Source organism: Pseudomonas saponiphila (assembly GCF_900105185.1).
Taxonomy (GTDB): domain Bacteria; phylum Pseudomonadota; class Gammaproteobacteria; order Pseudomonadales; family Pseudomonadaceae; genus Aquipseudomonas; species Aquipseudomonas saponiphila.
On record NZ_FNTJ01000002.1, the window covers coordinates 981,166 to 994,123 of the forward strand.

11 protein-coding genes are annotated in these 12,958 nt (G+C 64.1%); 6 read left to right on the forward strand and 5 right to left on the reverse strand.

What is annotated here, in order from left to right:
* Complete coding sequence (locus tag BLV47_RS26340) at window positions 1–2,487, forward strand: circularly permuted type 2 ATP-grasp protein (protein ID WP_092319104.1); 2,487 nt, start codon at window positions 1–3, stop codon at window positions 2,485–2,487.
* Window positions 2,487–3,377: a transglutaminase family protein gene (locus BLV47_RS26345; protein ID WP_092319106.1), complete on the forward strand. Its 891-nt coding sequence runs from the start codon at window positions 2,487–2,489 to the stop codon at window positions 3,375–3,377. Before BLV47_RS26340 ends, BLV47_RS26345 begins: the two co-directional genes overlap by 1 nt.
* Before the next feature lie 97 nt (window positions 3,378–3,474).
* On the opposite strand, the gene BLV47_RS35740 is transcribed toward BLV47_RS26345, so the two are convergent.
* Entirely contained in the window at window positions 3,475–3,738 is a 264-nt protein-coding gene (locus tag BLV47_RS35740; protein ID WP_143038314.1) for a hypothetical protein, read from the reverse strand.
* Window positions 3,714–4,301, reverse strand: a complete 588-nt coding sequence (locus tag BLV47_RS26350; protein ID WP_092319107.1) for an LOG family protein — start codon at window positions 4,299–4,301, stop codon at window positions 3,714–3,716. The genes BLV47_RS35740 and BLV47_RS26350 overlap by 25 nt, the downstream gene beginning before the upstream one ends.
* 351 nt (window positions 4,302–4,652) lie before the next feature.
* Here BLV47_RS26350 and azu point away from each other — a divergent pair, with 351 nt between their 5' ends.
* A complete protein-coding gene (gene azu, locus BLV47_RS26355; RefSeq protein ID WP_047301366.1) occupies window positions 4,653–5,099 on the forward strand; it encodes an azurin in 447 nt (148 codons plus the stop codon).
* 127 nt (window positions 5,100–5,226) lie between these two features.
* Here the strand turns inward: azu and nadE are convergent, their stop codons facing one another.
* The 3 genes from nadE to BLV47_RS26370 all read right to left on the reverse strand — a co-directional run bounded on the left by nadE (window position 5,227) and on the right by BLV47_RS26370 (window position 8,377).
* Window positions 5,227–6,054, reverse strand: coding sequence for an ammonia-dependent NAD(+) synthetase (gene nadE, locus BLV47_RS26360; protein WP_092319109.1), 828 nt, complete (start codon window positions 6,052–6,054; stop codon window positions 5,227–5,229).
* A 3-nt stretch (window positions 6,055–6,057) separates the two neighbouring features.
* Complete coding sequence (gene pncB / locus BLV47_RS26365; protein WP_092319111.1) at window positions 6,058–7,272, reverse strand: nicotinate phosphoribosyltransferase; 1,215 nt, start codon at window positions 7,270–7,272, stop codon at window positions 6,058–6,060.
* A 202-nt stretch (window positions 7,273–7,474) separates the two neighbouring features.
* The gene (locus BLV47_RS26370; protein WP_092319113.1) at window positions 7,475–8,377 is read right to left on the reverse strand and encodes a LysR family transcriptional regulator; all 903 of its coding nucleotides are present in this window, start codon (window positions 8,375–8,377) and stop codon (window positions 7,475–7,477) included.
* A 171-nt stretch (window positions 8,378–8,548) separates the two neighbouring features.
* Here BLV47_RS26370 and amaB point away from each other — a divergent pair, with 171 nt between their 5' ends.
* The 3 genes from amaB to BLV47_RS26385 all read left to right on the forward strand — a co-directional run bounded on the left by amaB (window position 8,549) and on the right by BLV47_RS26385 (window position 12,937).
* Complete coding sequence (gene amaB, locus BLV47_RS26375; protein WP_092319115.1) at window positions 8,549–10,039, forward strand: L-piperidine-6-carboxylate dehydrogenase; 1,491 nt, start codon at window positions 8,549–8,551, stop codon at window positions 10,037–10,039.
* Window positions 10,040–10,152: 113 nt separating this feature from the next.
* Window positions 10,153–11,436 (forward strand): L-pipecolate oxidase, encoded by a 1,284-nt coding sequence (gene amaA, locus BLV47_RS26380; RefSeq protein WP_092319117.1) that lies wholly within the window; start codon window positions 10,153–10,155, stop codon window positions 11,434–11,436.
* 364 nt (window positions 11,437–11,800) lie between these two features.
* The gene (locus BLV47_RS26385) at window positions 11,801–12,937 is read left to right on the forward strand and encodes a branched-chain amino acid ABC transporter substrate-binding protein (RefSeq protein ID WP_092319119.1); all 1,137 of its coding nucleotides are present in this window, start codon (window positions 11,801–11,803) and stop codon (window positions 12,935–12,937) included.
* Window positions 12,938–12,958: the final 21 nt, after the last annotated feature.

The window sequence follows — 12,958 nt, forward strand, 5'->3', positions numbered from 1 at the left end:
ATGCCTGACTTGCTAGACCGCTACCCGCTGACGGCGGGTACCTACCACGAGCTGCTGGATGACCAGGGTGCGGTGCGGGCGCACTGGCGGCGCCTGCTCGAACAGCTGCAGCGCAGCAGCCCCGCGCAACTGGCTCAGCGCCAGGCGCTGCTGACCCGGCAGATCCACGAGAACGGTGTCACCTACAACGTCTACGCCGACCCCAAGGGCGCCGACCGCCCCTGGGAGCTGGACCTGCTGCCCCATGTGATTCCGCTGGCGGAGTGGCAGCAGCTGTCGGCCGGGATCGCCCAGCGAGCGCGCCTGCTCAATGCCGTGCTGGCGGACCTGTACGGCCCGCAACGCCTGATCAGTGAAGGGCTGTTGCCCGCCGAACTGGTGTTCGGGCACAACAACTTCCTCTGGCCGTGCCAGGGCATCCAGCCGCCCGAGGCGACCTTCCTGCACTTGTACGCGGTGGATCTGGCGCGTACCCCCGATGGTCGCTGGTGGGTCACTGCCGATCGCACCCAGGCGCCGTCGGGGGCCGGTTATGCCCTGGAAAATCGCATGATCGTGTCCCGGGCCTTTCCCGATCTGTACCGCGACCTGCAAGTGCAGCATCTGGCCGGGTTCTTCCGGACCCTTCAGGAAACCCTGGCCCGCCAGGCCCCCCGGGATACCGAGGCGCCGCTGATCGTGCTGCTGACTCCGGGGCGTTTCAACGAAAGTTATTTCGAACACCTGTACCTGGCGCGCCAGCTGGGCTACCCGCTGGTGGAAGGCGGCGACCTGACGGTGCGCGACGCCACGGTCTACCTCAAGACCCTCAGCGGCTTGCGTCGGGTGCACGCCATCATGCGGCGCCTCGACGATGACTTTTGCGATCCTCTGGAGCTGCGCACCGATTCGGCCCTGGGGGTGCCCGGCCTGCTCGACGCGGTGCGCCAGGGCCGGGTGCTGGTGGCCAATGCCCTGGGCAGCGGGGTACTGGAGTCTCCCGGGCTGCTGGGCTTCCTGCCGAAGATCAGTCAGTTCCTGCTGGGCGAGGAACTGCTCCTGCCGTCCATCGCCACCTGGTGGTGCGGTGAGGCGCCCGTGTTGCAACAGGCCCTGGAAAAGCTCCCGGAACTGTTGATCAAGCCGGCGTTTCCGTCACAGAGCTTTGCTCCGGTGCTGGGCCGCGACCTGAGTCCCGAGCAGCGCCAGCGCCTTGCCGAACGCATGCGCGCGCGGCCTTATGCCTATGTCGCCCAGGAGTTGCCGCAACTGTCCCAGGCGCCGGTCTGGCAGGCCGAGGACGGCCGGCTGCAATCCCGGGCAATCGGCATGCGGGTCTACGCGGTGGCCAGTGATGACGGTTACCGGGTCTTGCCCGGCGGCCTGACCCGGGTCGCCGCCGACGCTGACGCCGAAGCGGTGTCGATGCAGCGCGGCGGCGCCAGCAAGGACACCTGGGTGCTAGGGGAGCGAGCCCCCAGCGGCGAGCAGTGGAAGGCCCAGCGCACCATTGGCGTCTACGATCTGGTGCGTCGCGACCCCTACCTGCCATCGCGGGTGGTGGAGAACCTGTACTGGTTCGGTCGTTACTGCGAGCGCTGTGACGACAGCGCGCGGTTGTTGCGCATCATGCTGGCGCGCTACGTCGATGGCGATGATCCGCAAGCCTTGCGCGCCGCGGTGGACCTGGGGGAAAGCCTGATGCTGCTGCCGGAGGAGGGCGAGTTGCCCGAGCGCCTGCTGGCGGCCCTGCTGGGCGAGGACTGGTCGTTCAGCCTGCGTTCCAACCTGCAGCGCCTGCAGTGGGCGGCGTCCCAGGTACGCGGCAAGCTGTCCCGGGAAAACTGGCAGGCCCTGGTGGAGTTGCAGCGCGAGGCCCAGGAGCTGGATACCCAGGAGCCGGACTTTGGTGAACTGCTGGACTTTCTCAATCGGCTGGTGATGTCCCTGGCGGCCCTTTCGGGCTTTGCCCTGGACGACATGACCCGGGATGAAGGCTGGCGTTTCCTGATGATCGGCCGACGTATCGAACGCCTGCAATTTCTCAGCAGCAGCCTGGCGGCCTTCCTGCGGGGCAGCGCGCCTTTTGATCAGGCGGGCCTGGAGTGGCTGCTGGAGTTGGGCAACAGCAGCATCACCTATCGCTCGCGTTACCTGGCCGTGGCGCAGTTGATCCCGGTGCTCGACCTGTTGCTGCTCGACGAGCAGAACCCCCACGCGGTGCTGTTCCAGCTCAAGCTGGTGACTCGCACCCTCAAGCGTCTGAATGACGACTTCGCCGTGCCCCGCGATCTGGCGCTGCCCAAGCTGGTGGAGCGCCTGGCGCATTTCGACCTGGGTTGCCTGGAAAACTCGCTGTTCGGCCAGGCCAGTGTCCGGGCGGCGGTGGAAGGGCTGGCGGATCTATTGCAGGAGATCGCCGAGGTCAGCGGCCAGGTTTCCGATCGCCTGGCCCTGCGGCATTTCGCCCACGTGGATGATGTCAGCCAGCAAACGGTGTCGGTCTGATGAGCGCTCGTTACCAGATATTCCACGACACCCATTATCGCTATGACAGCCCGGTGTCCCTGGCCCAGCAACTGGCGCACTTGTGGCCCAGGGCCTGTGCCTGGCAGCGGTGCAGCGAGCGGCAGTTGCTGATCAGCCCCGAGCCCACCAGCCGCCGCGACGAACAGGATGTGTTCGGCAATCCCCTGACCCGGCTGGCTTTCGAACGGCCCCATGATGAATTGCAGGTCAACGCCCAGCTCAGCGTCGAGGTACTGGACCGGCCGCCGCTGGACTTTGCGCTCTCCGAGGCCTGGGACGCTGCCCGCAGCAGACTGAGCTACAGTGGCGGGCCCCTGTCGCCCCAGGTACTGGAAGCCTGCCGTTATCGCTTCGAGTCGCCTTATGTGCACCTCAAGCAAAGCTTCGTCGAGTTTTCCGCCAGCTGTTTCCCCCCGGGCCGACCCTTGCTGCTGGGCGTCCAGGCGTTGATGGAGAAAATCTTCAGCGAGTTCACCTTCGATGCCGAGGCGACCCAGGTGGCGACGCCCCTGGTGGAGGTGCTGGAGCGCCGCCGCGGGGTGTGCCAGGACTTTGCGCACCTGATGCTCGCCTGCCTGCGTTCGCGGGGGCTGGCTGCGCGCTACATCAGCGGCTACCTGCTGACCCAGCCGCCGCCGGGGCAGCCGCGGCTGATTGGCGCCGATGCTTCCCATGCTTGGGTTTCAGTGTTTTGCCCGGTGCTGGGCTGGGTGGATTTCGACCCGACCAACAATGTGCAGCCGGCGTTGGAACATATCACCTTGGCCTGGGGCCGGGATTTTTCCGATGTGTCGCCGTTGCGTGGGGTGATTCTGGGAGGGGGCAGCCATGACCCTGATGTCCGGGTCACCGTCATGCCCCTGGCATGACACGGCTGATTCCGACCTTGTAGGAGCCGGCTTGCCGGCGAAGACGGCGTAGGGCTGGAAGGCGCTTTCGCTGGCAAGCCAGCTCCTACGGGGCAGGTCAGGCCTGAGGGGCCTCGGGTTCGGCGTCGTCGATGCTCACTTCAGGATCCGCATCCGCTGCGTTGCTTTCTTCGGCGGCGGCTTTCTTGCGTTGCAGCTTTTCCTCTTTCTTCTGTTCCTTGGCCAAGTCACGTTGACGTTTGGCGAAGGAGTAATTGGGTTTGGCCATGGGCGATCCTCTGGGGTCGAAGGTGAGGTTGAGCGGCGCGTATTCTGCCTGTAATCGGGCGTTGACCGTTAACTGGGTTTGCTGTCGGCCCATTTGTCCGCCACCGACGGTTTCCAGGCGTCCAGGGCGTCCAGCAGGCTGGCGGGCGAGTCGCTGATTTGCAGCATGTCACGGTGCGGGGCGCGGACGAAGCCTTCGCCGACGATATGGTCGAGAAATCCGCTGAGTTTTTCGTAGAAGCCGCTCACTTCCAGCAGGCCCAGGGGCTTGTGGTGATAGCCGAGCTGGCCCCAGGTCCAGACTTCGAACAATTCTTCCAGGGTGCCCAGGCCCCCGGGCAGGGCGATGAAGGCATCACTGAGTTCGGCCATGCGCGCCTTGCGCGCGTGCATGCCGTCCACCACTTCCAGGCGGGTCAGGCCGTTGTGGCCGATTTCCTTGTCTTTCAGGCTTTGCGGAATGATCCCGATGACCTCGCCGCCGGCCGCCAGGGCCGCATCGGCGACGATGCCCATCAGGCCCACCGCGCCGCCGCCGTAGACCAGGGTCAGCTTGCGCTCAGCGATGGCCCGGCCCAGGGCCTGGGCGGCTTCACGATAGAGGGGATTGGTGCCGGTGCTGGCGCCACAGAACACACAGACAGAACTTAACGACATGCCTTACTCCGAGGTCATTGAGGGCCTCAGAGTAAAGGCAGGCCAGCGTGGCTCCAAGCATTAAACCTCGCGTTGCGGGGTTTCATGGGTGCCGCTGGCACCACAGGCGTAGGCGGCGAGCAAGCTGCGAAGCAGACTGTTTATGGGCATGACCAAGGCTCCGGAAAGTGCAGGTGGGCGAAGTTTAGGCAGCCCTGGCGAAGCTGGCTGTTCAATTGTCTCGATCGGCCTGATAGCAGAGAGTTGTATACAATTTTTTGATGCACATCATAGGAACTTGGGAGAAATTCAGGCAGTCTTCGGTCCCATGGATTCAGATGGATTTTGTTAACCCTGCCTTGGAGATTCACCATGTTTGCCAAACTCGTTGCGGTATCCCTGTTGACACTGGCCAGCAGCCAACTGATGGCTGCCGAATGCAAGGTCGATGTCGACTCTACCGACCAGATGTCCTTCAACACTAAGGAAATCACCATCGACAAGAGCTGCAAGACCTTCACCGTGAACCTGACTCACTCCGGCAGCCTGCCGAAGAACGTCATGGGCCATAACTGGGTCCTGAGCAAAACCGCAGACATGGCCGGCATCGCCACCGACGGCATGGCCGCCGGCATCGACAAGAGCTACCTGAAGGAAGGCGACACCCGCGTCATCGCCCACACCAAGATCATCGGTGCCGGCGAGAAAGACTCGGTGACCTTCGACGTATCGAAGCTGACCGCTGGCGAAAGCTACCAGTTCTTCTGCTCGTTCCCAGGCCACAACTCGATGATGAAAGGCGCTGTGATCCTGAAGTAAGCATCAGGCCCAGCTGCAAAAAAAAGCGCCCCTCGGGGCGCTTTTTTGTGGGTGCATCTTGTAGGAGCGGGCTTGCCCGCGAAGACGCCCTTTCGCCGGCAAGCCGGCTCCTACGGAACGTGGGAGGTCATGGGGCGAAGGGCATGACCCGCTTGTGCTGGGTCTTGCGGTAGGTGTCGCAGATGATCTTGAAGGCTTCCTCGCGCACCGGCTGGCCGTGCAGGAAGGCGTCGATCTCGGCGTAGGTGACGCCATGGGACGCTTCGTCCGGCTTGCCCGGCGACAGGTCTTCGAGGTCGGCGGTGGGCACTTTTTCCACCAGCGATTCCGGGGCCCCGAAGTAGCGGGCGATGGCCCGCACCTGGTTCTTCACCAGGCCGCTCAGGGGCGCGAGATCGCAGGCGCCGTCACCGAACTTGGTAAAGAAACCCATCACCGCTTCGGCGGCGTGGTCGGTGCCGATCACCAGGCCATGGGCGGCGCCGGCGATGGTGTACTGGGCGACCATGCGCATCCGCGCCTTGGTGTTGCCAAGGACGAAGTCCCGGGACACCGCGTGCTGCCCTTCGAAGGCCGCCACTTCACTGGCCAGGGCCTTGACCGCCGGGCCGATGTTCACCGTGTGGCGTTCGTCGGGGTTGATGAAATCCACCGAAGCCTGGGCGTCGTGTTCGTCGAACTGGGTTTCATAGGGCAGGCGCACCGCGATAAAGCGGTAGCGGTCGTCACCGCTGCGCTCGCGCAGTTCGCGCATTGCCCGTTGGGCCAGCAGGCCGGCGGTCAGCGAATCGACGCCGCCGCTGATGCCCAGCACCAGGGACTTGAGCCCGGAATTGACCAGGCAATCCTGGATAAAGCCAATGCGTCGGGCGACTTCCGCCTCCAGGGCGGCGTGGTCGGAAAAAGGCGCTTGGACCTTGAGCTGCTGCGCAATCTCACGCTGTACGGCTTGCATGATTCACTCCTTGCCAGGTTGGGCAGGTACTTGGAAAACGTGGCGCAAGTAAGCGACGAAGTTGGGATCCTTGCAATGGGTCTTGCCCGCTTCATCGGAGATCTTGGCCACGGGCTGGCCATTGCAGGCGGCCATTTTAAGCACGATGCTCATCGGCTCGACACCGGGAATGTCGCAGGTCAGGTTGGTGCCGATACCGAAACTGACGTTGATCCGGCCGCGCAGCGCGCGGAATATTTCCAGGGAGCGCGGCAGGCTCAGGCTGTCGGAGAACACCAGGGTCTTGCTCATCGGCTCGATGCCCAGCTTGTGGTAGTGGGCGATGGCCTTTTCCGCCCAGAGAATCGGGTCCCCGGAGTCGTGGCGCAAGCCGTCGAACAGCTTGGCGAAGAACAGGTCGAAGTCGCCGAGGAAGGCATCGGTGGTGATGCAGTCGGTCAGGGCGATGCCCAGCAGGCCGCGGTATTCGCGGACCCAGCAGTCGAGGGCGGCGATCTGGCTGTCGATCAAGCGCGGTCCCAGTTGCTGGTGGGCCATGATCCATTCGTGGGCCATGGTGCCCAGGGGCTTCATGTTCAGCTCACGGGACAGGTGGACGTTGCTGGTGCCGACAAAACGCCCGGGGAAATCGTGCTTGAGCACGTTCACCACTTCTTCCTGGACTCGGTAGGAAAAGCGTCGACGAGTGCCGAAATCCGCCACTTGCAGCTCGGACAATTCCTCGCTGCTGGCGTTGGCGGTCAGCCAGTCGAACTTGCGGTACAGCTGCTCCCGGGCCTGCACCAGCTGGATCTCGCGGTAACGGTAGCGGTTGCGTACTTCGCTGATGATGGCCAGCATCGGCACTTCGAACAGGATCACGTGCAGCCAGGGGCCGCGCAGGCGGATGAACAGCTCGCCGTCCTCGATGCCGGTGTGCACGTAGCGCAGGTTGAAGCGAAACAGCCCGAGAAAGCGCAGGAAGTCTGGCTTGAGAAAGCTGATGCGTTCGAGAAAGCCCAGCTGGTCGGCGCTCAGGCTCAGGTCCGCCAGGCGTTCGAACTGGTAGCGGATCTCGGCCAGGTAGGGCCGCAGGTCCTCGCTGTTACGGCAACGAAACTCCCATTCCACTTCCACGTTGGGGTAGTTGTGCAGCACCGCCTGCATCATGGTCAGTTTGTAGAAGTCGGTGTCGAGCAGGTTCTGCACGATGCGATCGGCAAACACACTCTCGCTCATAACGGCAATCTCCATGCTGGCCGCGACGCACAGCGGCGGCTTCAGCTCTTTCAATGAAGGCGCTAGTGGCGCATAGACGCCCGGCGCTTTGCCAGTGTTTTTTCACGGCGGGTGAGGGGCCGGCCGCAGGAGCTGGCTCGCCAGCGAATGAATCTGCAGCCTTGTTCAGGGCTCAAGGGCCTGTTCGCCGGCAAGCCGGCGCCTACGCTAGGGGAGCGTCGTTGTGTTCGAGCATCCAGCGCACGAAGTCGCGGACCTTGGGCACTTCCGCCGAGTGCTCGGGGTAGGCCAGGTAGTAGGCGTCCTGGCTGGGCATGGCGTATTTCCAGGCGATCACCAGCTTGCCCTCGGCCAACTCCTCTTCCACCAGGAAACGCGGCAGCAGGGCCACGCCACAGCCGACCTGGGCGGCACGGATGCACATGTAGAAGGTTTCGAAGCGCGGGCCGTGATAGCTGTGCTCGGTCTGGTAGCCCTGCTGTTCGAACCATTCGTGCCAGCCCTGGGGCCGCGAGGCGTTCTGCAGCAGGACCAGCTCGGTCAGTTGCCGAGGGTCGCTCAAGGGTTCGGCGGGCAGGCTGTCCGGGGCGCAGACCGCCACCAGCTCCTCGCTGAACAGCTTCAGGCTTTCGGTGCCAGGGCGCGCGCCCTGGCCGAAGTAGAACGCCAGGTCGGCGTGGCCCTGGAGCAGTTCATCCGGCTCCTGCTCGTTGCACAGGTCCAGGTGGATGTGCGGGTGGCGCAGGCGCCAGCCCTTGAGGCGCGGCACCAGCCAGCGGGCGCCGAAGGTGTAGGGCGTGGACACCCGCAGCACTTCGGTTTCGCCGCCATAGGAGCGCAGGTAGTGGGTGGACATCTCCACCTGGGTGAGGATCTTGCGCACTTCCACTAGGTACAGGTCGCCGGCCGGGGTCAGTTGCAGGCGCCGCCGCACCCGGCGGAACAGCAGGTGCTGCAGTAGCTCTTCCAGTTGCGCCACCTGTTTGCTCACCGCGCTCTGGGTCAGGTTGAGTTCCTCGGCGGCGCGGGTGAAGCTCAGGTGCCGGGTCACGGCCTCGAAACACTGCAGGGCAGTGATCGATGGCAGGTAGCGTTTGTTCAGCATGGGGTGGTCCTTGTTCTTATCGGTGCTGGATACCGGCTCAGCATGAATAAACGGAATGATATCTCGCTTAAAGGTCGTTTGTTGGCAAGTCTCGGGCCAGCTACAACTACAGGCCTTGATGGCCGTCGCAGCGGTCGGGATTTTTCGCTTTCATCTGTAAGGAGTAACCCCATGGTTGCCGCATTGCTTGATCGTCTGGGTGTGAACCCGGCCCTGTACCAGTCGGGCTCCCAGCCTGTGCATTCGCCCATCGACGGCAGCAAGATCGCCGCGGTGAACTGGCAGGGCGCCGCCGAGGTGGAGCAGCAGGTCAGTCGCGCAGAGCATGCATTCGCTCTGTGGCGCAACGTACCGGCCCCGCGTCGTGGCGAGTTGGTGCGGCAATTCGGTGAGGTGCTGCGCGAGCACAAGGCGGACCTTGGGGAGCTGGTGTCCTGGGAAGCCGGCAAGATCACCCAGGAAGGCCTGGGGGAAGTACAGGAAATGATCGATATCTGCGACTTCGCCGTCGGCCTGTCGCGCCAGCTCTACGGCCTGACCATCGCCTCCGAGCGCCCGGGCCACCACATGCGCGAGACCTGGCATCCCCTGGGTGTGGTCGGGGTGATCAGCGCCTTCAACTTCCCGGTGGCGGTCTGGGCCTGGAACACCGCCCTGGCGCTGGTCTGCGGCAACTCGGTGATCTGGAAGCCTTCGGAGAAGACTCCACTCACCGCCCTGGCCTGCCAGGCCCTGCTGGAGCGCGTGCTGAAGAACTTCCAGGATGCTCCCGCGTACCTGAGCCAGGTGATCATCGGCGGGCGTGACGCCGGCGCCGCCCTGGTGGACGATCCGCGCGTGGCCCTGATCAGCGCCACCGGCAGCACCCGCATGGGCCGCGAAGTGGCGCCCAAGGTCGCCGCGCGCTTTGCCCGCAGCATTCTCGAACTGGGGGGCAACAACGCCATGATCCTCGGCCCGAGCGCCGACCTGGACATGGCCGTGCGTGCCATTCTGTTCAGCGCCGTCGGCACCGCCGGCCAGCGCTGCACCACCTTGCGCCGGCTGATCGCCCATGAGTCGGTGAAGGAAGAAATCATCAGCCGCCTCAAGACCGCCTATTCCAAGGTGCGCATCGGCCACCCGCTGCAAGGCAACCTGATCGGCCCGCTGATCGACAAACACAGCTTCGACGCCATGCAGGACGCCCTGGAGCAGGCCCTGAGCGAAGGCGGCCGGGTCTTCGGTGGCCAGCGCCAGTTGCAGGACACCTTCCCCAACGCCTACTACGTGTCGCCGGCCATCGTCGAAATGCCCGAGCAGAGCGACGTCGTGTGCAGCGAAACCTTCGCCCCGATCCTTTACGTGATCGGCTACAACGACTTCGAAGAGGCCCTGCGCCTGAACAACGCCGTGCCCCAGGGCCTGTCTTCCTGCATCTTCACCACCGACGTGCGTGAAGCCGAGCAGTTCATGTCGGCGGTGGGCAGCGACTGCGGCATCGCCAACGTCAACATCGGTCCTAGTGGTGCGGAAATCGGCGGCGCCTTCGGTGGCGAGAAGGAAACCGGCGGCGGTCGCGAATCCGGCTCCGACGCCTGGCGCGGCTACATGCGGCGCCAGACCAACACTGTCAACTATTCCCGGGAGTTGCCGCTGGCACAGGGCATTACCTTCGATTGAGTATTTTCGCCAGCAAGCTGGCTCCTACGGGGAGGTTTGTAGGAGCCAGCTTGCTGGCGAACAGCGGTCAATGCGTTTCAGCGTCTGTGGTGGGTTGATTTCGGAGTCTGGCAATGGCGCTACAAGAACAATGTCTATGGGAAAAACTGACCCCGCAGCGGCCTGACAACGCCCCACTCAAGGGCGAGCTGACGGCGGATGTGTGCATCATCGGCGCCGGTTTCACCGGCCTGTCGGCGGCGGTGCATTTGCTGGAGCAGGGCAAGCGGGTCTGTGTGGTCGAGGCCCATCGCGCGGGGCAGGGCGGTTCGGGGCGCAACGTCGGGCTGGTCAACGCCGGCCTGTGGATCCCCCCGGACGAGATCGAGGCCGGTTTCGGCGAGCAGGTGGGCAGCCAGCTCAACCGCATGCTCGGCGCCGCGCCGTCCCTGGTGTTCAGCCTGGTGGACAAGTACCAGATCGATTGCCAGTTGCGCCGCGAAGGCACCTTGCACATGGCCCACAACGCCCGGGGCGAGGCTGATCTGCGCAGCCGCGAGGAACAATGGAAGCGCCGTGGCGCCCCGGTGGAACTGTTGACCGGCGCGGCCTGTGAACAGGCCACCGGCACCCGCAAGATCGCCGCGGCGCTGCTCGACCGGCGCGCCGGCACCCTCAATCCGATGGCCTACACCACCGGGCTGGCCAAGGCCGCGATCAAGCTGGGCGGCCAGCTGTTCGACCATTCCCCGGTCACCCGCCTGGAGCGCCAGGGCCAGCGCTGGTCGGTGCAGACCGACCAGGGCTCGGTGCTGGCCGAGCAAGTGGTGATCGCCTCCAACGCCTACACCGAAGGCGACTGGACCGAGCTGCGACGCAACTTCTTCCCTGGTTACTACTACCAGGTGGCTTCCGCGCCGCTCACCGAAGAGGCGGCCCGGCAGATCCTCCCCGGTGGCCAGGGCTCTTGGGATACCCGGCAGGTGCTGAGCAGTATCCGCCGGGATGCCGACGGGCGCCTGTTGCTCGGCAGCCTGGGCAACGGCAACCGGAAGCCGCTGTGGTTCCTCAAGGCCTGGGCCGATCGGGTGCAGCAGCACTACTTTCCCTACCTCAAACCGGTGCAGTGGGAATGCACCTGGACCGGCTGCATCGCCTTCACCCCCGATCACCTGATGCGCCTGTTCGAGCCGGCGCCCGGCCTGGTGGCCGTCACCGGTTACAACGGTCGTGGGGTAACCACCGGAACCGTGGTCGGCAAGGCCTTCGCCGACTACCTGTGCAACGGCGATCCCCAGGCATTGCCGATTCCCTTCGCACCCATGCAGCCCCTGGCCGGTGTGGGGTTGCGCAGTTGCCTGTACGAGGCGGGATTTTCTCTCTATCACGCGGGCCAGTGCCTGCGGATCGTGATCTGAACAAGGAAATAAACGGCCGGAGACGACGCTTTTCGATGCAACGACTAGCCTGTAATGGTGCGGCTCGTAGCAGTCCCGCACCAGCAGTGTGCAGTTCGGTGACGCGGGCTGTTACAGCAAGGTTGCACGTTGAATTGTGTCGCGGTTGCAATGATGGCACGCATGGGTTGCGCCCATTAAAAAGCAGGGTTTCACCTTCCGCGGTTTAGACGGTTGCACGCCCAATAAAAAAGGGCTCGAAACAGTCGAAATAACAATAAGGCAGCGACTTTTTTCAGAATAAAAAACCACTGGCACGGCGCTTGCTCTGAGCAATCCTAGTGAAGTCGCAGTGCCAACTAAAAAAACCTTGGAGCACCACCTCATGTCCCAGACGTTTTACAAGAAAGGCTTTCTGGCCCTCGCAGTGGCAACTGCGCTGGGTGTTTCTGCGTTTGCTCAAGCCGACCTGAAGATCGGCGTAGCGGGTCCCATGACAGGCGCCAATGCGGCATTTGGCGAGCAGTACATGAAGGGGGCACAGGCAGCGGCTGACGAGATCAACGCCAAGGGCGGGGTCAACGGCGAGAAGATCGTTCTGGTCAAGGGCGACGATGCCTGCGAACCGAAGCAGGCGGTGGCCGTGGCCAACCGCCTGGTGGACCAGGACAAGGTGGCTGGCGTGGTCGGGCACTTCTGCTCTTCGTCGACCATTCCGGCTTCCGAGGTGTACAGCGATGCGGGCGTGATTGCCATCACCCCGGGCTCTACCAACCCCCAGGTCACCGAGCGCGGCCTGTCCGCGATGTTCCGCATGTGCGGGCGTGACGACCAACAGGGCATCGTCGCCGGCGACTACATCGTCGACGTGCTCAAGGGCAAGAAAGTCGTGGTGCTGCACGACAAGGACACCTACGGCCAGGGCCTGGCGGATGCCACCAAGGCGCAGTTGACCAAGCGCGGCGTGACCCCGGTGCTGTACGAAGGCCTGACCCGTGGCGAGAAGGACTTCAGCGCCGTGGTGACCAAGATCCGCGCCGCCGGTGCCGACGTGGTGTACTTCGGCGGCCTGCACCCGGAAGCCGGTCCGCTGGTACGCCAACTGCGCGAGCAGGGCCTGAAGGACGTCAAGTTCATGTCCGACGACGGTATCGTGACCGACGAGCTGGTGACCACCGCCGGTGGCCCGCAATACGTCGACGGCGTGTACATGACCTTCGGCGCCGATCCACGCCTGCTGCCCGACAGCAAGGCCGTGGTGGATGCGTTCCGCAAGGCCGGCACCGAGCCTGAAGGCTACACCCTGTACGCCTACGCCTCGGTCCAGGCACTGGCCGCCGGCTTCAACGGCGCCAAATCCAACAAGGGCGAAGACGCCGCCAAATGGCTCAAGGCCAATCCGGTGAAAACCGTGATGGGCGAGAAGGCCTGGGACGCCAAGGGCGACCTGAAGATCTCCGACTACGTGGTCTATCAGTGGGACAAGGACGGCAAGTACCACCAGCTGGAAAAACAGAAGTGACCTGAGTCCGAACGAACCGGT

Bases quoted from the DNA above. Each gene is read 5' to 3' on its own strand.
- pncB (WP_092319111.1), bottom strand. From the start codon at position 7,272: ATGAGCGAGAGTGTGTTTGCCGATCGCATCGTGCAGAACCTGCTCGAC.
- BLV47_RS26345 (WP_092319106.1), top strand. From the start codon at position 2,487: ATGAGCGCTCGTTACCAGATATTCCACGACACCCATTATCGCTATGAC.
- azu (WP_047301366.1), top strand. From the start codon at position 4,653: ATGTTTGCCAAACTCGTTGCGGTATCCCTGTTGACACTGGCCAGCAGC.
- BLV47_RS26350 (WP_092319107.1), bottom strand. From the start codon at position 4,301: ATGTCGTTAAGTTCTGTCTGTGTGTTCTGTGGCGCCAGCACCGGCACC.
- BLV47_RS35740 (WP_143038314.1), bottom strand. From the start codon at position 3,738: ATGGGCCGACAGCAAACCCAGTTAACGGTCAACGCCCGATTACAGGCA.
- BLV47_RS26340 (WP_092319104.1), top strand. From the start codon at position 1: ATGCCTGACTTGCTAGACCGCTACCCGCTGACGGCGGGTACCTACCAC.
- amaB (WP_092319115.1), top strand. From the start codon at position 8,549: ATGGTTGCCGCATTGCTTGATCGTCTGGGTGTGAACCCGGCCCTGTAC.
- nadE (WP_092319109.1), bottom strand. From the start codon at position 6,054: ATGCAAGCCGTACAGCGTGAGATTGCGCAGCAGCTCAAGGTCCAAGCG.
- BLV47_RS26385 (WP_092319119.1), top strand. From the start codon at position 11,801: ATGTCCCAGACGTTTTACAAGAAAGGCTTTCTGGCCCTCGCAGTGGCA.
- amaA (WP_092319117.1), top strand. From the start codon at position 10,153: ATGGCGCTACAAGAACAATGTCTATGGGAAAAACTGACCCCGCAGCGG.
- BLV47_RS26370 (WP_092319113.1), bottom strand. From the start codon at position 8,377: ATGCTGAACAAACGCTACCTGCCATCGATCACTGCCCTGCAGTGTTTC.